The organism is Haemophilus parainfluenzae (assembly GCF_014931375.1).
Classification (GTDB): domain Bacteria; phylum Pseudomonadota; class Gammaproteobacteria; order Enterobacterales; family Pasteurellaceae; genus Haemophilus_D.
Window position 1 is genome coordinate 49,012 of the sequence record NZ_CP063117.1, and the last position, 18,033, is coordinate 67,044.

Here is an 18,033-nt window from a genome sequence, read left to right on the forward strand (position 1 = left end):
TAAACGCCTAAACAGAGAAAGGATATTTGATTGGTTCGTGAGATTGATAGCCCACCACCTTGAAATCATCCATTGTTACCCAAGTTTCAAGATCTTCAAGGGTTTTAATATCAGGATTAATTTCTAATTGTGGTGACGGGAATGGTTCACGTTTTAATTGCACATCACGCATTAACTCTAGTTGGTCTTCATAAATATGCGCATTTACAATTTTATGATATGCCTTACCCGGTTTATTACCAGTAATTTGCGCCATTAATGCAAGGAAAGTAAAAACTTGAATTTGATTGAAGTTTAAGCCAAGTGGCACATCACAAGAACGCTGATAACTGGTTAAGTGCAATGTATCGCCCACTAAGGAAAATGTGTGAGTGTGCATACAAGGACGCAAACAACCCAAATCAAATTCGCCTGGATTGAAGAAAGTCAGGATTTCGCCACGATCATCAATACCTCGACTTAAATTATTCACAATTTTACGAAGTTGATCGATGGTTTCGCCATTCGGTTTACGCCATGCTCTACCTTGTACACCATAGACGCGGCCCATATCATCGGTGCCTTTACGATGTGGATTGGCAAGCCAAGCGGCATTTTCATTGGCATTGGCATCCCATGTTTTGGTGCCAAGTTTACGGAAATCTGCCGCATTATCATAACCACGAATATAACCTAAAAACTCCGCAATTGCCGCTTTCCAATAGCTTTTTCGCGTGGTAATTAAGGGGAATTGATTATTAGCAACATCATATTCTAAATCCGCATTAATCACTGTAAGGCAACGCTTACCAGTACGCTCATTAGCAATCCACTCACCCTCATTTACAATACGTCGGCAAAGATCTAAATATTGTTTCATAAAAAACTCCTTACTAATGAACCGCACTTTTCGAGCGATTGTATGCCCATGCCATAATTAACCCACCGCCAATAATCATCGGCAAACAAAGCGCTTGTCCACGAGTCATGATGCCTAAGAAAGATTCCACTTCAGGCTCACGGACATATTCAACGATAAAACGGAAAATCCCGTAACCAACAAGGAATAATCCTGCTACCGAACCTACAGGACGAGGCTTTTTAATAAAGACATTCAGAATAATAAACAGCACGAAACCTTCTAAGAACGCCTCATAAAGCTGTGAAGGATGGCGAGGTAATAACAATGGATCATTTGGGAAAATCATGGCCCAAGGGACATCTGTTTCTCGTCCCCAAAGTTCTAAATTGATGAAATTACCAATTCGTCCCATCCCTAAGCCAAATGGAATCAAGGGCGCCACAAAATCTGCCGTTTGCCAAAAGCTTCTTTTTTGAGAATAAGAGGTCCAAATCATTGAGATAATCACCCCAATTAATCCACCATGGAATGACATTCCCCCTTCCCAAACACGAAATAAATACAGCGGATCTTGTACAAAATGATCGAAATTATAGAAGAAAACATCCCCAATGCGACCACCTAAGAACACGCCCATAAAGCCATTAAAAAGTAACGTATCCACTTGATCGACTGTCCAACCACTATTTGGTTGATTGGCACGACGAACCGCTAGCCAACGAGCAAAGATAAAGCCTAATAAATACATTAAACCATACCAACGCAACCCTATATTGCTATTACCAAAAGTGAAAATAGTCGGATCAAAATGCGGAAGCATCAAAAATTCTGAATTCATAACATTCCTTATTTAATAAACATATCAACTGCGATCGCAATTAATAGCAAGGCAAAGCCTTTTTTCAAGGTTGGGACAGGGAGTTTGGAGGTTGCTGTTGCCCCTAGTTTAGAAGTGAAGAATGAAGTGCCCGTAATACCAAGCACGGCAGGCAAATAAACATAACCTAGGGAATAATCTGGCATGGAAGGATTACCCCAACCACTCACCATAAAGCTAAACATGCCTGATAAACCAAGAAGCGCGCCACAGAATGCAGAAGAACCGATAGATTTTTTCATATCAATCCCGCGGGAATTTAAAAATGGCACGATAAAACCACCACCGCCAACGCCTGCTGCACTTGATGCCATCCCAATTAAAATACCACCGATAACAGATGCTTGTGTTGTTAAAGGTTTGGTTTTCCCTGTGTTTTTCTTAATAGAAATCACCATTTTTGCCGCTAAATATACGACTAAACAGGCAAAGATTTTGGCTGATACATCACGATCAAGTTTGCCAATAAACAAACCAGAGATAAAGACCGAGATCATCACCATCGGTGCCAATACTTTCACGGCACTCCAGACTATATTACCTAGTTTATGATGACGCTGTGCAGAAGAAAATCCAGTAATCACAATGGTTGCAAATGAAGTCCCTAATGCGGTAGACATCAGCAAGGGTTCAGGTACGCCTACCATCGGCAATAAATAAACCAAGGTAGGGACGATAATTAACCCACCACCAATGCCAAATAATCCGGCAAGAAAACCAACCACAGACCCGACAAGCAAACAAAGTAAAATAAAAGTGAGCATTATTGCCCCCTTGATTTATAAAACGAACGTTTTTGATATTTAGAAGAACCATTTTTACGCGGCGCATGATAAGGTTTATTTGTCTCATGCTCTTGCGAATTTTCAAGCAATGTTTTTTCGTTGCCAAACATCACTTGGGCAAACTCTTTCATCGCTTTGCGATAAACATCTTTCTTAAAGGACACAACCTGACGTACGGGATACCAAAAACTTACCCAACGCCAACCATCAAATTCTGGTGATTTTGTTGTGTTCATATTAATATTTTTTTCATCCCCCACTAATTGCAACAAAAACCAACGTTGTTTTTGCCCAATACACACGGGTTTGCTGTCATAACGCAGCAATCTTTTCGGCAGCTTATAACGCAACCAATGTTTAGACGCGTAAAGCACCTTCACATCTTTGGGTTGCAAACCAACCTCTTCATATAATTCACGATACATGGCTTGTTCGGCACTTTCATTATCGTTAATTCCACCTTGCGGGAATTGCCACGAATTCTGCCCGTATCGTTTAGCCCAAAGCACCTGCCCTTTGCGATTACAAATGACAATGCCTACATTTGGACGGTAGCCATCAAAATCGATCACTATCGTTCACCTTAAATTTTGTACAAAAATAATTTGCAGATTGTTTCATAAATTCGCTTTTTTATCAACCGAATGGGCATATTTACCCTATTGTGGATAACTCTGTGGGTAACACTTGGATAGTCTAAATTTAACTGTGTATAAAAATTAAAAACCGCTTTTCACACTTCATTTTTTTCATTTTTGCATAACCTTTAATCAAAAATTTTCCAAAAAAAATGACCGCACTTTTTCTCATCAAAGTGCGGTCAAAAATTCAGCCATTTTTTAGTTTAAACATTCCTGGCTTGGTGAAGAAATAACAGCTGTGAGTTATTCAATATTTCTGTGGATAAAATTGTGATTGAGCAAATGGTGACTGTTGCATAACTCTTCTTAGCATTTTACCATAGAGCTTTGAGGAAAAATTTTATCTTTAATTTCATAAAGATAACGATTATTCACAGAAATCATCTTATTCACATTCAAGTAAAAATTTTAGTGGTTATTTTTCATCCAAGCCTTTTTTGACTAACGCTAAATAGCGTTCCCATTCAAAATATTGACCAGGATCGATCTTACGACCAGGCGAAATATCGCAATGCCCAACGATACGATCGAGCGTTATTTTCGGGTAAGCTTGCATGATATCTCGTGTTAATGCAGCAAGCACTTGGTATTGCTCCGCTGTAAAAGGTTGTTCATTACTGCCCTCTAGCTCAATCCCAATCGCAAAATCATTACATTTATCCCGTCCTTCAAAGCAAGAAAGCCCCGCATGCCATGCTCTATCATTGAAACTAACGTACTGTGTCACCTTGCCATCCCGTTCAATTAAACAATGGGCAGACACGCGAAATTGATAAATTTCCTCAAAATAGGGATGGATGGTTGGATCGAGTTTACCTTGGAAAAAATCATCTACATATCCACCACCAAATTGTTCTGGCGGCAAACTGATGTAATGAATGACGAGTAATGAAATATCCTCTACATCAGGACGTTCATCAAAATGTGGTGAAATCACTTTTCTTGCCTGGCTTAACCAGCCATTTTTTATCTTATTCATCTGTTTTTCTGCGATTAAATTTTATTTTTGCGATCGAGATCGCAAAAGAAGTGCGGTCAGTTTCACTTTCATTTTTCCCTTTTACACAATGTTGCAGCCAATCCTGGCATTTTTTTATTCAACCAAAAGGAAATTTAATTTAATGAAACTCACTTTTTCTAAACCTTTACATAAAGGTTTTACGTTAATTGAATTGATGATCGTGATTGCGATTATTGCTATTCTCGCGACGATCGCCATTCCGTCTTATCAAAATTATACCAAAAAAGCAGCTATCTCCGAATTGTTACAAGCTTCTGCACCTTATAAATCTGATGTGGAACTATGTATCTATAGCACCAATGCCCCAACAAACTGTTCAGGTGGCTCAAATGGCATTGCAGCAGATATCACTACCGCAAAAGGCTATGTCAAATCCATCACCACGAAATCAGGTGTGATTACGGTGACTGGAAATGGTGCATTGGATGGGATCAGTTATTCTTTAACGGCGACAGGCTCAACCTCATCAGGTGTTACCTGGACAACTGCTTGCCCAAGTAATGCTGATTTATTCCCTGCAGGCTTCTGTTCTTCTGCTAAATAGCGAAACATGGCTTATCAAGCAATCGCAAAAAATGGCGAGATTTATCATATCTCGCCACAATATTGGCAACAAAACCAACAGCAACAATCATTGCTGCTGCGTTACTTTGCGCTCCCTCTTAAAGAAGACGAACACCATTTATGGCTTGCGGTGGATTCGCTGAATAATCTTGCGGCTTGTGAAACCTTTGCTTTTTTAAGTGGAAAATTGGTTGAACCGATTTTATTTGAAACGACTCAACTCAAACAACTTTTACAATCCCTTGCACCTAAAGCCAATCAAATCGAAGAGCAAACCACGTTTTATCATCATTCAGAAGACGAAAGCACGGCTAATTTAGCTAATGAAGATGAACCCGTTATTCAATTATTAAACAGTATTTTTGAAACAGCCCTGCAAAAAAATGCCTCCGATATTCATTTAGAAACTCAGCCAAATGGGCTCTTAATTCGTTTACGTATTGATGGTGTGCTCCAACCGCAACCGATTATTAGTAAAGCGCTCGCCAATCGTGTAATTTCTCGCCTTAAACTCTTAGCCAAACTGGATATCAGTGAAACTCGGCTACCACAAGATGGCCGCTTTCAATTCAAAACTACATTTTCCGATATTTTAGATTTCCGCCTTTCTACCTTGCCTACGCATTGGGGAGAAAAAGCAGTATTACGATTACAACAAAATAAACCTGTCCAACTAAGTTTTGCTGAGTTGGGTATGACACAAAACCAACAAAGTCAATTTCAACATGCGCTCAGCCAACCGCAAGGTTTAATCCTGGTGACAGGCCCAACAGGAAGTGGAAAAAGTATCTCGCTTTATACTGCACTTCAATGGCTCAACACACCAGATAAACACATTATGACGGCAGAAGATCCCGTTGAAATTGAATTAGAAGGCATCATTCAAACTCAAGTAAATCCGCAAATCGGTTTGGATTTTAGCCGATTACTTCGTACATTTTTACGACAAGATCCCGACATTATTATGCTTGGTGAAATTCGAGATGAAGAAAGTGCATTGATGGCATTAAGAGCCGCTCAAACCGGCCATTTAGTGCTTTCTACCTTACATACCAACGATGCCATCTCAGCGATTTCACGCTTGCAACAACTAGGTATTCAATCTCACGAAATTGAAAATAGTCTCTTATTAGTTATCGCACAGAGATTGGTGCGTAAACGTTGCTTAAAGTGCGGCCAACATTTTAGTGATTCTTGCGATTGCCATCAGGGATATCGAGGTCGTATTGGTGTGTATCAATTTTTACAATGCGAAAACAATCGCTACCAAACTGATTTCGATTCACTTTATCAAAGCGCGTTAGAAAAAGTAAAAGATCACGTCACCGATCTCGCCGAAATTCAACGCGTGTTAGGTAAAAAATAGGTAACACTATGGCAAAGCAAAAACTCTTTTATTTTCAAGCCTATGATCAGCGGCAACAATGGCAAAAAGGTAGTCTTGTTGCACAATCTAAACAAGCTGCGCAATTTCTGTTAATTGCAAAAGGTTTTAGTAGAATTCGCTTGCAACAAGATTGGCAACTTAATCAAAAACCGAAAAATGCAGAAATCAGTGCTTTATTGAATCAATTGGCTACTCTGCTCAGCTCTGCCATTCCATTAAAAAATGCATTGCATATTTTGCAAGATAACTGCACACAATTGGGATTGCATCAGTGGCTTGGTGCCTTAATTGAGTTAATTGAAAGTGGTCTTCCGTTTTCACAAAGTTTAGAAATACAAGGAAAGTATTTAAATTTTCAAGAAATTCAGCTCATTCAGGTGGGAGAAATGACAGGAAAACTGGCAGAAGTATGCACTAAAATCGCAGAACGTCGAACGCAATCATTAGCGCTTCAACGCAAATTACAAAAAATTATGCTTTATCCTGTCATGGTATTAGGTATTTCGCTTTCACTTACGTTAATTTTACTGCTTTTCGTTGTACCACAATTTGCTGAAATGTATGGCGAAAATTCCGCTGAATTGCCTACATTAACAGCTGTGTTATTAGCCATGTCTCAATTCCTACAACATCATTTTATTTCATTGATGATTGTCTGCATTTTCGCTCTTTTTATGCTGAAGATGGCATTAAAACATTCTCTTTGGCTGAACCAAAAAAAGAATACACTGATTGGTCGCATGCCAATTTGGGGCAATATCATTTGCCTTTCTCGTTTAATCAGTTTTAGCCATAACCTGCAATTAATGCTTCAATCAGGAGTGGCATTAACGCCTGCGTTAAATAGTTTTCTTCCCAAACAGCAAACTTGGCAAACACAACGTACCTTAAAAGGCGATATTCTGCTACAACAAGAAGTGCGGTCAATTTTACAGTGGGTTTCTCAAGGCTATCCATTTTCAGAAAGTGTCAGTAGCCATCTTTTTCCAATGGAAGCGCAGCAAATGCTACAGATTGGAGAGAAAAGTGGAAAACTTGCATTGATGTTGCGACATATTGCTGACAACTATCAAGAAAAGCTTAATCATCAAATTGATTTACTTTCCCAACTTTTAGAGCCATTAATGATGCTCATTATTGGTAGTTTAATTGGTATCATAATGATGGGGATGTATCTGCCAATTTTTAATATGGGTTCGGTAATCCAATGATGACATTCGCCTTTTTCTTATTGGGAGGTTTCGCTGGCATCTTTGCTTGGCTTTATATTGATCATTTTATCCCTAATCTCCAACAAGAAATTTATCAGAACTATATCGAACTTTATCCTGAAAACAGACCCATTTTCCATAGCGAAAAAGCAGCCATTCAATCTCAAAAGTGTGGTCATATTTTCCTTTATTTTTTAGGGTTTGGACTCTGTTTTGCTGCACTCTATTATTTTCTTCAGGATGAATTATTTACTTTATGGCTCGCGATTACGCTTAGTCTCATCTTTGTTATCAGTTGGCTAGACTGGCACTATCAACTGATTTCACCTACACCTTGCCTGTTTTTATTTTTCCTGGGTTTATTCGGCGCACATCAAAAACTTTCAATTCTGACGCTTTCTCAAAGTTTAGAAAGTGCGGTTAGTTTTTTCGGTGTTTTTTATATCATCTATCATTTGTCTAAATGGTTTTATAAGAAGGAAGCTTTAGGCCGTGGCGATTATTGGCTTGCTTTGGGAATCGGCACTTATCTCACCATCGCGCACTTACCACTTTTCTTATTCATTGCCTGTCTATTAGGCATCATAGGTTATTGGATTTCTCGTAAACCTGTTTTACCTTTCGCGCCCTTTCTTTGCTTATCTTTAATCATCACCAGTGCAATAACCCTATAAATGTAATATATTGGCAACATTGAAAAATATTATGTTTAAGAAGTGGATGTAAAACATCCTCCTCTTAAATCAAGTAGCAAGGAATATCATGACTTATATTGTAGGCCTTACTGGTGGTATCGGTAGTGGAAAAAGCACGATTGCAAATCTCTTTGTTGACCTTGGTGTACCCATTGTTGATGCTGATATTGTGGCAAGAGAAGTGGTCGAAAAAGGCTCGCCGCTGCTTGCTCAAATTGCTGAGCACTTTGGAAAATCGATTCTGACTGAAGAAGGTGAATTAAATCGAGCTGAGCTACGAAAAAAAGTATTTGCAGACGAAAATGAAAAAAACTGGCTCAATCATTTATTACATCCTGCTATTCGCGAAAGAATGTTAGCGCAATTAAATGCTCAGACCGCTCCTTATACCTTGTTTGTCGTTCCACTGCTTATTGAAAACAAGCTCACCACGCTTTGCGATCGCGTACTTGTTATTGATGTTAAACCTGAAACTCAACTCGCTCGTGCATCATCGAGAGATCATAATAATATTCAGCAAATTCAAGCTATTATGAATGCACAAGTCAGCCGAGAAGAAAGATTAAAATGGGCGGATGATATCATTTCAAATGATGCAAAATTGCCAGAAAACTTACCGCACTTAAAACAAAAAGTGCTAAAATTGCACCAATTTTATTTAAGTGAATCGAGAAAGAAAAATGTCTGATGAAATTTTTGAAGTCCCCTGCCCAACATGTCAAAAGCCAGTGCCTTGGACACAGGAAAGTCAATTTCGCCCTTTTTGCAGCAAACGTTGCCAACTCATTGATTTAGGTGAATGGGCTGCAGAAGAAAAAGCCATTCCAAGTGATACTGCTGATTTTGCCATGGATCCCAATCTCAGTGATGAATGGAGTATCAAATGAGTCTTCAGCATCAAGATAATGGTAAACAGGGTGAGTTTTTCTTACTCGATGAGCAAGGAAAGAAAATCGCGAAACTCACCTATTTTTATGAAACACCCGATACCATTAATGCTAATCACACGTTTGTTGATGAGTCTCTTCGAGGACAAGGTGTGGCAGACAAACTCTATCAAGCCTTAATTCATTTTATCCAGGCTAAAAAGCTGACATTACACCCAACTTGTAGCTATATTGCAAGAAAATGGGAACGAACCCAATCTTCTCAATCCCAAGCTTAAACCTATTAATAAGCATTTTATTTTTAAGGATATTTTTCCGACTTCGTGGTATCCTTAGCCCCATTTATTTATGAGAACCTGTTATTTATTATGCAAGAAAATTATTTAAGTCAGCAGCGGTTTGCTGATCTTCCATTACATCCTATCGTACAAAAAGCCCTACAAGACAAGGGATTTGAATATTGTACTCCGATTCAAGCTTTATCATTACCTATCACATTACAAGGAAAAGATGTTGCTGGCCAAGCGCAAACCGGCACAGGTAAAACAATGGCATTTTTAACGGCAACATTTCATCACTTATTAACACATCAACCTGATTTTGCCACCAATCAACCCCGTGCATTAATTCTTGCACCAACCCGTGAACTGGCCGTGCAAATTAATCATGATGCTGAGTTATTAGCAAAAACAAGTGGATTACGAACCGCACTGGCTTATGGTGGTGATGGCTATGATAAACAACTTAAAGCGATTGAAGCCGGTGTGGATATTTTAATTGGTACAACTGGTCGTGTGATTGACTACGTGAAACAAGGGATTATCCGTTTAGATGATATCCAAGTCGTAGTATTGGATGAAGCGGATCGTATGTTTGATTTAGGTTTCATTCGTGATATTCGTTATTTATTACGTAAATGTCCTTCTCCGCAAGAACGACTCACCATGCTCTTTTCTGCAACGCTCTCTTACAAAGTGCGTGAACTTGCCTTTGAAGATATGAATTCCCCAGAATACATTGAAATTGAACCAGAACAAAAAACGGGGCATCGAATTAAAGAGGAACTATTCTATCCCTCAAATGAAGACAAAATTCCTCTCTTGCTCACGTTAATGGAAGAGGAATGGCCAGAGCGTTGCATTGTTTTTGCGAATACTAAACATAAATGTGAAGAAATTTGGGGCTATTTAGCCGCAGATGGTCATCGAGTAGGATTACTCACGGGTGATGTAGCACAGAAAAAACGTCTTTCATTGCTCAAACAATTTACCGATGGTGAACTCGATGTTATCGTCGCAACCGATGTGGCCGCGCGTGGATTACATATTTCAGATGTGACACACGTCTTTAACTTTGATTTACCTGATGATCGAGAAGATTATGTTCACCGCATTGGCCGTACTGGTCGAGCGGGTGAAAGTGGTGTGTCTATCAGCTTTGCTTGTGAAGAATATGCGATGAATTTACCGGCAATTGAAGAATACATTGGTCATTCTATTCCCGTCAGTCAATATGACCCGAATTCATTGATTAGTGATATTCCAAAACCTTATCGTTTAAAACGCAATCCTACGCCTCAAACGAGAAATATTACGACGAGAAAAACAAACTACCGTCGTAAAAACTAAAAAGAAAAGCTGATGAACCTCTTCATCAGCTTTTTTATGATTAATGCAATCCGACCCGTCGACGTGCAGTACGCATCAATAAGAATACCCACGGCCATAATACGCCTGATGCAATGGCACCAAAGATTTCCTGCCAGTTAAAGAATGCTCCATGTAACGAGAATTCAACCAAGAAAATTGCCACTCGAATGGCAAAAACGAAAAGAAGCACTAATAAACTTTGAAACCAAAGGGAAAGATTGCGCAACATTAAGTAATATTTAGAAACAAAATAGAAGGCGACAGAAAGCACTAATGCATGCACGCCTAGAATAGAGCCAAGCACAATATCCCATAAAACGCCGAGTAAAAATGCCCAACCAATGCTTACTCTATCAGGTAAAGCAAGGGTCCAGTAAAGCAAGACTAAAATCAACCAAGAAGGTTTAAAGGCTTGAAAGCCTGCTGGCCATGGTGCTAACTCCATCACTAATGCTACAACAAAGAAGCATAAAATGGTCGCCCATTGAAAAATAAAACGCCCTTGCATTAGTCTTCATCCCTATGTTCTTGTTGATCTGGAGAAACCGGTTCCTCTTGTTGAGGCATTGTGGTTGGAATTTCAGGATCCACGATTTCTTTTCCTGTATGCGGTTGAGTGTTATCCGCTTGGTCATCCGTAATTTTGGTTTTACTCACAGAATGTGTCGCTTCATGGGCTTGGCTTTCTAAACGTTGCTGTACTAAACGACGCACTTCTTCTGGTGACATGGATTTCACTTTCGACATATCAAGATTGCTCGGCCAAAGTAAAAGCAAATAACGCAAACGATCTAATTCGGCCAAAGGCTTCGCTTTTACCGTCGCAAAATAATTAGAACCATCACGAGACACACTTTGTACCACTGCCACCGGATAGCCTTCCACAAAACGGCCGCCCAAACCCGAAGTTACTAATAAATCGCCTTTTTCAATATCTACGGAACGAGGCACATTATCTAAGGTAAGTTCATCAGAGTGTCCTGTACCGCTTGCGATCACTCGCACATCATTACGTAAAACTTGCACTGGGATAGAATGGGTTACATCCGTTAAAAGCAAGACTCGGCTGGTGTTCTCACCCACAGATATAATCTGCCCAATCATTCCTTTTTCATCAATCACAGGCTGACCAACATACGCACCATCACGTTCACCTTGATTGATCACCACTTGCTGACGATAAACATCAGTTTCAGCAGTAAGTACTTCGGCAATTTTTTTGTATTCATCGGTCCGTAAAGGCGAATTAAGCAGTAAACGAAGACGTTGGTTTTCTACTTTGAGTTGATCCAATAATAAAAGATCAGCATTTTTCTCACGCAATTGCTCACGCAATACTTTATTTTCAATAAGCAGTTTATTGGTATCCACCAAATTGCTTGATACACCATCTAGAACTGTTCTTGGCCCATTCGCAAGGTAATACAATCCTCCAACGGCAGTTTCCATCACACTACGCGCCTTCGTCATTGATGAAGTTTGTCCATCAACTAAAATGAGTGTCATAGAAGCAATCACCGCTAATGCTAGTCGGATACCTAATGGTGGTGCTTTACCAAAAATGGGTTTCATTCACTGTCCTAGGGTTAAAAGGAAAAGTGCGGTCAAAAAATCAGACGAATTAAAAACGCCGATTTTTCTGACCGCACTTTTAGAGATTAAATTTCGTCGCTAAAAATATCGCCGCCGTGCATATCAATCATTTCGATTGCTTCACCGCCACCACGAGCTACGCAAGTTAATGGTTCTTCTGCGATGATTGCCGGTACACCACATTCTTTTGATAACAACACATCAATGTTGCGTAATAAGGCACCACCACCTGTTAACACCATACCGCGTTCAAAAATATCTGCTGCGTGTTCTGGTTGGCATTCTTCAAGTGCTGTGCGTACTGCTGCAACAATACCATTTAATGGTTGTTGAAGAGCTTCTTGTACATCACGAGAGGTTAGTTTGAATGAGCGAGGCGCACCTTCAGCAAGGTTATGACCGTGCACTTCCATTTCTAAAATTTCATCACCTTCTTGAATGTAAGCTGAACCAATTTCGTGCTTGATACGCTCTGCAGTTGGTTCACCTATTACAGAACCAAAAGTACGACGAACATAAGAAATGATTGCTTCATCAAAACGGTCACCACCAATACGTACAGAAGATGAATACACGATACCGTTTAAAGAAATCACCGCAACTTCAGTGGTACCACCACCGATATCAATGACCATTGAACCGATCGCTGTAGAAACCGGCAAGTTTGCACCGATTGCTGCCGCCATTGGCTCTTCAATTAAATAGACTTCACGTGCACCTGCACCTAATGCTGATTCTTTAATTGCGCGACGTTCAACTTGAGTTGCACCAGCCGGTACACAAACGAGCACACGTGGGCTAGGACGCATGAAGTTACCGCTATGTACTTGTTTAATAAAGTATTGCAACATTTTTTCAGTCACAGAGAAATCAGCGATGACACCATCTTTCATCGGACGAATTGCGACAATGCTTTTTGGTGTACGACCAAGCATTTGTTTTGCTTCTTTACCTACTGCCGCAATGCTTTTGTATGCGCCCATACGATCTTGACGAATTGCCACTACTGATGGCTCATCAAGTACGATACCTTGGCCTTTCACGTAAATTAATGTATTTGCTGTACCTAGATCGATAGAAAGATCGTTTGAAAATAAACCACGAATTTTTTTGAATAACATAAGAATTCCGTCATTAGTTTGGTGAAAAATTACTCATTTCTGAGCATAGAAAAAAATTGTGCTAAATGTACCAAAAAATCGAGCTTGATAACAGGATTTTTTGCCTTGATCCTCTACACTTACCTCGCGATTTTTTCTAACAAGGTAAGTGCGGTCAATTTTAGTGTCATTTTATATCTGATTTCGGTCAGTGAATTGCCACTCACCATTACCTAAAATCATCAATTGTTGCTGATGGAAAGCCTGCAAGGTTGAACGATGCCCTACGCTAATAACCGTTGTATGAGGTAAGCGTTCTTTTAATAGACGATACATCGTATCTTCTAAACCTTCATCCATACTCGCCGTGGCTTCGTCCAGAAAGGCGACTTTCGGCTTATGTAATAGCAAACGAGCAAAAGCCAAGCGTTGTTGCTCACCGAGAGAAAGAATTCGTGTCCAATCTTGTTCTTGATCTAAACGATCTTGTAAATGCCCTAAAGACACTTGTTTTAATACCTCAATCATCTCATCACAATTAAAGTCCTTTTCTTCATTCGGATAAGCCAGTGCCGTTAACAAACTACCTTGCGGTAAATAAGGCTTTTGCGATAAGAACAGCTGATGAGTAGGACAATACACATCCCCTTTAGAATATGCCCAAAGCCCTGCCACAGTTCTCAACAACGTGGTTTTACCCACGCCTGAATTACCTTGAATTAATAGAGTTGAACCTTGTGGCAACGTCAAATTTAAATTCTCAATTAAGGTTTTTCCAAATGGATTACTGATGCTTAAATCCTTAAAAATCACGTCAGTTTCATGTTCGTGTAAATGGGAAGTAGATTGGCGATTCGCCATATCAATCGCATAACTAAAGCCAGTTAAACGATCTAATGTGGCCTTGTATCCGGCAAAACCATCGTAAGAATTACGAAAGAACGAAAGATTTGAATGTAATTTACCAAATACTTGTAGCGTTTGCATAAGATCGCCGAGTTTAATTTGCTTCTCAAAATAACGTCCCACTTGAATGAGCAAAGGGAACACAACCGAAACTTGGCTAACCACTAGGTTAAAACCAGAGAATTTTAATGTTCGATAAACAATATCCCACATGTTATTGATCACCGAGCCGAATTGTTTATAAAGTTGACTACTCTCGACTTTCTCACCCGCATAAAATGCTACACTTTCCGCATATTCCTTGATACGAATTAAAGAATAACGATAGTTAGCGTTTAAGCGTTCATTGACGAAATTCAACATAATTAATGGACGCCCTAAACGGAATGCAATCGCGGTCGTGATAATCACATAAGCAAATACCAAGAACACCATCATGCGTGGAATTTCAGTACCAAATACAATCATTGGTCCCGCTAATCCCCACAATAAGATCGTATAAGAAATCATGGAGGTGACAGCATCTATCACCCCTGTACTTAAAGAGAGCGTGGTTCGCACATAGGATTGCACATCTTGTTGAATACGTTGATCGGGGTTATCTAAGTTAGCGGAAACATACTGCGTTTTATAGTACGCGCGATTAGCCATCCATTTATCCACTAGCTGACCATTCAACCATTCGATCCAATCAATAGAAAAACGTTGCTCTAAATAATAGCTCAGCAATGCGGCGATGACTGAGCTTGTCGCAATCACACAAAACAGCACCATTTGATCCCAAAACACAGGTTCATTAAATTCCTGCAAGGATGTGTACATATTGTTATACCACTCAGAATGCACCAAGCTAATACGCACACTGACTAATGTCATCGCCACAATTAATAAGAAAAATAGCAAAGGTTTAATACTTCGACGTGGTGAAAGATACCCGCCCGCAAATTGCCAAAATTGTTTACCCCAGTGGGTAAAACGGACTAATAAGAAAATACCAAAGCTAAACACAACAGCCGTCATCGCTAATGTTTTTACTATCCATAAAAGCGAATTAATGGCCTCTTGAGCGTAATCCATAATCAACCTATAAAATCAAAAAAGTGCGGTCATTTTAGGCGGTGTTTATTTTTAAGCAAGAAAAAATGTGATGGAGATAACATTTTTTGACTTTGTCACAAGCAGGTAAGAAATCTAATTGATATAATCCAAAATAGTTAAATTTTTAATAAATTAGAGGTCGGTATGAGTGAAACTGCGATTACCATTAGTTTGCTTGCCCTCGTTGCCGTGATTGGCCTATGGATCGGGCATTTTAAAATTAAAGGTGTAGGTCTGGGTATTGGGGGCGTGCTATTTGGTGGGATTTTAGTTGCCCATTTTACCACTCAATATGGCATTAAATTAGATAGCCATACATTACATTTCGTGCAAGAGTTCGGCTTAATTCTGTTTGTTTATACGATTGGTATTCAAGTGGGGCCGGGCTTTTTTGCTTCCTTACGAAAATCAGGCTTAACCTTAAATGGGTTAGGCATTTTAATCGTTGCACTTGGTGCAGTGGTGACAATTCTCATTTATAAGCTTGCGGATATTCCTCTTGATGTCGCGCTTGGTATTTACTCCGGTGCGGTAACCAATACCCCATCTCTCGGTGCGGGTCAGCAAATCCTTTCTGAATTAGGTATGTCGCAAACGACGTCTAACATGGGGATGGCCTATGCAATGGCTTATCCTTTTGGAATTTGTGGCATTTTACTTTCTATGTGGCTTATTCGTCTTTTCTTTAAAATTAAAGTGGATGAGGAAGCAGCAAATTTTGAAAAAGAAAGTGGTCATGACAAAGAAGCACTCAAAAGCATGTCTCTGAAAGTCACCAATACTAATCTCAATGGTATCCATTTGATTGAAATTCCAGGTTTTGATGATGAAGATGTTGTCTGCTCTCGCTTGAAACGGGGTGAGCTTGTTATAGTGCCGAAAGCAGATACCGATGTTCAACTTGGCGATATTTTACATTTAGTCGGCAATCCTGAAGGCTTGAAAAAAATGCACCTTATCATCGGGGAAGAAGTGGATATCCCGGTAGCCAGTTTGAGCGGAGAGATTCGTTCTGAGCGCGTGGTCGTCACCAATGAAAAAGTACTCGGAAAACAAATTCGTCATCTCGGCATTCATCAAAAATATGGTGTTGTCATTTCGCGTTTAAACCGTGCAGGTGTGGAATTGGTACCAACTGCCCATACTACCCTTCAATTTGGTGACGTATTACACATGGTTGGAAAAACTGACATTCTCAACCAAGCCATTTCAGTTATTGGTAACGCTAAACAAAAACTACTTCAAGTTCAAATGTTACCAGTGTTTATTGGGATTGGCTTAGGGGTATTACTCGGCTCAATTCCTTTCTATATTCCAGGTTTCCCTGTGGCATTAAAATTAGGGCTAGCAGGCGGACCGTTAGTCGTCGCATTGATCTTGGCTCGAATTGGGTCTATCGGAAAACTCTATTGGTTTATGCCGCCAAGTGCGAACTTGGCGTTGCGCGAAATTGGTATTGTGCTCTTCCTTGCTGTAGTCGGTTTAAAATCTGGCGGTAGCTTTGTAGATACACTCACCAATGGTTCCGGTCTTGAATGGATGGGCTACGGTATTTTCATCACTCTTGTACCATTAATGATTGTAGGTATCATTGCACGTTTATATGTAAAATTAAATTATCTTTCACTTTGTGGCCTATTAGCAGGTTCGATGACGGATCCTCCTGCGCTTGCTTTCGCGAATGAACTGAAAGAAGGAAGCGGTGCCGCAGCACTCTCCTATGCGACAGTCTATCCGCTCACCATGTTCTTACGGATCATTTCACCACAATTATTAGCCATTCTTTTATGGGTTTAATACCCTTTCAAACTTGGGGCAGAATAGCTGCCCCAATATTCATGCTAAGCACTATGACTGCCATAAAACAATTCAAATAAAATCTGCCCCAAGCCTACCCCTTTCCCTCATTCAATGATAGAATTCATCGCTTTATTTAAATAGGAAAAGAAATGTCATTAGTTGAATTTGTAATTGATAAACTCGATGATTTAAAAGGCACCGAAATTGTGCACTTTGATGTAAAGGGCAAATCATCGATTACTGAAAATATGATTATTTGTACCGGCACATCTAGCCGCCAAGTCTCTGCGATGGCCGATAACCTTATTGCAGAATGTAAAAAAGCCGGTTATGAGACCTTTGGTGAAGAAGGCCGTAATGCGGCTGATTGGATCGTGGTGGATCTTGGCCAAACCATCGTGCACATTATGCAACGTGATGCACGTGAGATGTATCAGTTAGAAAAACTTTGGGCATAAAGTGCGGTCAATTTTGACTGTGTTTTGAAAGGGAAAAGGATGAAAATTACATTAATTGCAGTGGGAACGAAAATGCCGGCTTGGGTTACCACCGGATTTGAAGAATACCAACGTCGTTTTCCTAAAGACATGCCTTTTGAACTCATTGAAATCCCTGCAGGCAAGCGTGGAAAAAATGCGGATATTAAACGCATCTTAGAGCAAGAAGGCAAAGCAATGCTCTCGGCTTGTGGAAAAGGCAAAGTCGTGACATTAGATATCCCTGGCAAACCTTGGACAACACCACAACTTGCTGAGCAATTAGAGGGTTGGAAAAATGATGGTCGTGATGTGTGCTTACTCATTGGCGGGCCTGAAGGTTTATCCCCTGAATGCAAAGCGGCAGCAGAACAAAGTTGGTCACTGTCACCACTCACACTGCCCCATCCATTAGTGCGAGTTGTCGTGGCAGAAAGTTTATACCGCGCGTGGTCACTGACGACAAACCACCCTTATCATAGAGAATAACGTATTACATTAC

20 protein-coding genes are annotated in these 18,033 nt (G+C 39.9%); 11 read left to right on the forward strand and 9 right to left on the reverse strand.

Annotated elements, in window-relative coordinates:
- Positions 1-7: 7 nt before the first annotated feature.
- The 5 genes from INP95_RS00230 to ampD form a co-directional block, all read right to left on the reverse strand.
- Entirely contained in the window at positions 8-859 is an 852-nt protein-coding gene (locus tag INP95_RS00230; protein ID WP_049384516.1) for a thymidylate synthase, read from the reverse strand.
- A 13-nt stretch (positions 860-872) separates the two neighbouring features.
- On the reverse strand, positions 873-1,679 hold the full coding sequence (lgt, locus tag INP95_RS00235) for a prolipoprotein diacylglyceryl transferase (protein WP_197560667.1): 807 nt from the start codon (positions 1,677-1,679) through the stop codon (positions 873-875).
- An 8-nt stretch (positions 1,680-1,687) separates the two neighbouring features.
- Complete coding sequence (locus tag INP95_RS00240; protein ID WP_070776080.1) at positions 1,688-2,482, reverse strand: sulfite exporter TauE/SafE family protein; 795 nt, start codon at positions 2,480-2,482, stop codon at positions 1,688-1,690.
- Complete coding sequence (gene rppH / locus INP95_RS00245; protein WP_049384519.1) at positions 2,482-3,075, reverse strand: RNA pyrophosphohydrolase; 594 nt, start codon at positions 3,073-3,075, stop codon at positions 2,482-2,484. The genes INP95_RS00240 and rppH overlap by 1 nt, the downstream gene beginning before the upstream one ends.
- 484 nt (positions 3,076-3,559) lie before the next feature.
- Entirely contained in the window at positions 3,560-4,123 is a 564-nt protein-coding gene (gene ampD, locus INP95_RS00250) for a 1,6-anhydro-N-acetylmuramyl-L-alanine amidase AmpD (RefSeq protein WP_049371639.1), read from the reverse strand.
- A 142-nt stretch (positions 4,124-4,265) separates the two neighbouring features.
- Between ampD and INP95_RS00255 the strand changes: the two genes are divergently transcribed.
- From INP95_RS00255 to rhlB, 8 genes are all read left to right on the forward strand, one after another.
- Positions 4,266-4,709, forward strand: a complete 444-nt coding sequence (locus INP95_RS00255; protein WP_049369499.1) for a prepilin-type N-terminal cleavage/methylation domain-containing protein — start codon at positions 4,266-4,268, stop codon at positions 4,707-4,709.
- A 6-nt stretch (positions 4,710-4,715) separates the two neighbouring features.
- Positions 4,716-6,095, forward strand: a complete 1,380-nt coding sequence (locus INP95_RS00260) for a GspE/PulE family protein (RefSeq protein WP_049384520.1) — start codon at positions 4,716-4,718, stop codon at positions 6,093-6,095.
- A gap of 8 nt (positions 6,096-6,103) precedes the next feature.
- Positions 6,104-7,327 carry a type II secretion system F family protein gene (locus INP95_RS00265; protein ID WP_049384521.1) on the forward strand — a complete coding sequence of 408 codons (1,224 nt, stop codon included), beginning with the start codon at positions 6,104-6,106 and terminating at the stop codon, positions 7,325-7,327.
- Positions 7,324-8,001 carry a prepilin peptidase gene (locus tag INP95_RS00270; protein ID WP_049384522.1) on the forward strand — a complete coding sequence of 226 codons (678 nt, stop codon included), beginning with the start codon at positions 7,324-7,326 and terminating at the stop codon, positions 7,999-8,001. The genes INP95_RS00265 and INP95_RS00270 overlap by 4 nt, the downstream gene beginning before the upstream one ends.
- An 88-nt stretch (positions 8,002-8,089) precedes the next feature.
- Positions 8,090-8,710: a dephospho-CoA kinase gene (gene coaE, locus INP95_RS00275; protein WP_049384523.1), complete on the forward strand. Its 621-nt coding sequence runs from the start codon at positions 8,090-8,092 to the stop codon at positions 8,708-8,710.
- Positions 8,703-8,909 carry a DNA gyrase inhibitor YacG gene (gene yacG, locus INP95_RS00280; protein WP_005695505.1) on the forward strand — a complete coding sequence of 69 codons (207 nt, stop codon included), beginning with the start codon at positions 8,703-8,705 and terminating at the stop codon, positions 8,907-8,909. Before coaE ends, yacG begins: the two co-directional genes overlap by 8 nt.
- Positions 8,906-9,187 (forward strand): GNAT family N-acetyltransferase, encoded by a 282-nt coding sequence (locus INP95_RS00285; RefSeq protein ID WP_049384524.1) that lies wholly within the window; start codon positions 8,906-8,908, stop codon positions 9,185-9,187. The genes yacG and INP95_RS00285 overlap by 4 nt, the downstream gene beginning before the upstream one ends.
- A gap of 90 nt (positions 9,188-9,277) precedes the next feature.
- A complete protein-coding gene (rhlB, locus tag INP95_RS00290; RefSeq protein WP_070776274.1) occupies positions 9,278-10,537 on the forward strand; it encodes an ATP-dependent RNA helicase RhlB in 1,260 nt (419 codons plus the stop codon).
- A 40-nt stretch (positions 10,538-10,577) separates the two neighbouring features.
- Here rhlB and mreD read toward each other — a convergent pair whose 3' ends face one another.
- The 4 genes from mreD to INP95_RS00310 form a co-directional block, all read right to left on the reverse strand.
- The gene (gene mreD, locus INP95_RS00295; RefSeq protein ID WP_049364929.1) at positions 10,578-11,066 is read right to left on the reverse strand and encodes a rod shape-determining protein MreD; all 489 of its coding nucleotides are present in this window, start codon (positions 11,064-11,066) and stop codon (positions 10,578-10,580) included.
- The gene (gene mreC / locus INP95_RS00300) at positions 11,066-12,130 is read right to left on the reverse strand and encodes a rod shape-determining protein MreC (RefSeq protein WP_197559694.1); all 1,065 of its coding nucleotides are present in this window, start codon (positions 12,128-12,130) and stop codon (positions 11,066-11,068) included. Before mreC ends, mreD begins: the two co-directional genes overlap by 1 nt.
- A gap of 86 nt (positions 12,131-12,216) precedes the next feature.
- A complete protein-coding gene (locus INP95_RS00305; RefSeq protein ID WP_014064069.1) occupies positions 12,217-13,272 on the reverse strand; it encodes a rod shape-determining protein in 1,056 nt (351 codons plus the stop codon).
- 171 nt (positions 13,273-13,443) lie between these two features.
- A complete protein-coding gene (locus tag INP95_RS00310) occupies positions 13,444-15,234 on the reverse strand; it encodes an ABC transporter ATP-binding protein/permease (RefSeq protein ID WP_197560668.1) in 1,791 nt (596 codons plus the stop codon).
- A 165-nt stretch (positions 15,235-15,399) separates the two neighbouring features.
- On the opposite strand from INP95_RS00310, the gene INP95_RS00315 reads away from it, so the two are divergent.
- From INP95_RS00315 to rlmH, 3 genes are all read left to right on the forward strand, one after another.
- Positions 15,400-17,052, forward strand: coding sequence for a putative transporter (locus INP95_RS00315; protein WP_049364926.1), 1,653 nt, complete (start codon positions 15,400-15,402; stop codon positions 17,050-17,052).
- Between the two features lie 152 nt (positions 17,053-17,204).
- Positions 17,205-17,513, forward strand: coding sequence for a ribosome silencing factor (gene rsfS, locus INP95_RS00320; RefSeq protein WP_197560669.1), 309 nt, complete (start codon positions 17,205-17,207; stop codon positions 17,511-17,513).
- Between the two features lie 39 nt (positions 17,514-17,552).
- A complete protein-coding gene (gene rlmH / locus INP95_RS00325; RefSeq protein WP_197560670.1) occupies positions 17,553-18,020 on the forward strand; it encodes a 23S rRNA (pseudouridine(1915)-N(3))-methyltransferase RlmH in 468 nt (155 codons plus the stop codon).
- Positions 18,021-18,033 lie beyond the last annotated feature (13 nt).

Excerpts from the sequence above, each read along its gene's own strand:
- INP95_RS00230 (WP_049384516.1), bottom strand. The coding sequence starts at position 859 with ATGAAACAATATTTAGATCTTTGCCGACGTATTGTAAATGAGGGTGAG.
- lgt (WP_197560667.1), bottom strand. The coding sequence starts at position 1,679 with ATGAATTCAGAATTTTTGATGCTTCCGCATTTTGATCCGACTATTTTC.
- INP95_RS00240 (WP_070776080.1), bottom strand. The coding sequence starts at position 2,482 with ATGCTCACTTTTATTTTACTTTGTTTGCTTGTCGGGTCTGTGGTTGGT.
- ampD (WP_049371639.1), bottom strand. The coding sequence starts at position 4,123 with ATGAATAAGATAAAAAATGGCTGGTTAAGCCAGGCAAGAAAAGTGATT.
- INP95_RS00255 (WP_049369499.1), top strand. The coding sequence starts at position 4,266 with ATGAAACTCACTTTTTCTAAACCTTTACATAAAGGTTTTACGTTAATT.
- INP95_RS00260 (WP_049384520.1), top strand. The coding sequence starts at position 4,716 with ATGGCTTATCAAGCAATCGCAAAAAATGGCGAGATTTATCATATCTCG.
- INP95_RS00265 (WP_049384521.1), top strand. The coding sequence starts at position 6,104 with ATGGCAAAGCAAAAACTCTTTTATTTTCAAGCCTATGATCAGCGGCAA.
- INP95_RS00270 (WP_049384522.1), top strand. The coding sequence starts at position 7,324 with ATGATGACATTCGCCTTTTTCTTATTGGGAGGTTTCGCTGGCATCTTT.
- coaE (WP_049384523.1), top strand. The coding sequence starts at position 8,090 with ATGACTTATATTGTAGGCCTTACTGGTGGTATCGGTAGTGGAAAAAGC.
- yacG (WP_005695505.1), top strand. The coding sequence starts at position 8,703 with ATGTCTGATGAAATTTTTGAAGTCCCCTGCCCAACATGTCAAAAGCCA.
- INP95_RS00285 (WP_049384524.1), top strand. The coding sequence starts at position 8,906 with ATGAGTCTTCAGCATCAAGATAATGGTAAACAGGGTGAGTTTTTCTTA.
- rhlB (WP_070776274.1), top strand. The coding sequence starts at position 9,278 with ATGCAAGAAAATTATTTAAGTCAGCAGCGGTTTGCTGATCTTCCATTA.
- mreD (WP_049364929.1), bottom strand. The coding sequence starts at position 11,066 with ATGCAAGGGCGTTTTATTTTTCAATGGGCGACCATTTTATGCTTCTTT.
- mreC (WP_197559694.1), bottom strand. The coding sequence starts at position 12,130 with ATGAAACCCATTTTTGGTAAAGCACCACCATTAGGTATCCGACTAGCA.
- INP95_RS00305 (WP_014064069.1), bottom strand. The coding sequence starts at position 13,272 with ATGTTATTCAAAAAAATTCGTGGTTTATTTTCAAACGATCTTTCTATC.
- INP95_RS00310 (WP_197560668.1), bottom strand. The coding sequence starts at position 15,234 with ATGGATTACGCTCAAGAGGCCATTAATTCGCTTTTATGGATAGTAAAA.
- INP95_RS00315 (WP_049364926.1), top strand. The coding sequence starts at position 15,400 with ATGAGTGAAACTGCGATTACCATTAGTTTGCTTGCCCTCGTTGCCGTG.
- rsfS (WP_197560669.1), top strand. The coding sequence starts at position 17,205 with ATGTCATTAGTTGAATTTGTAATTGATAAACTCGATGATTTAAAAGGC.
- rlmH (WP_197560670.1), top strand. The coding sequence starts at position 17,553 with ATGAAAATTACATTAATTGCAGTGGGAACGAAAATGCCGGCTTGGGTT.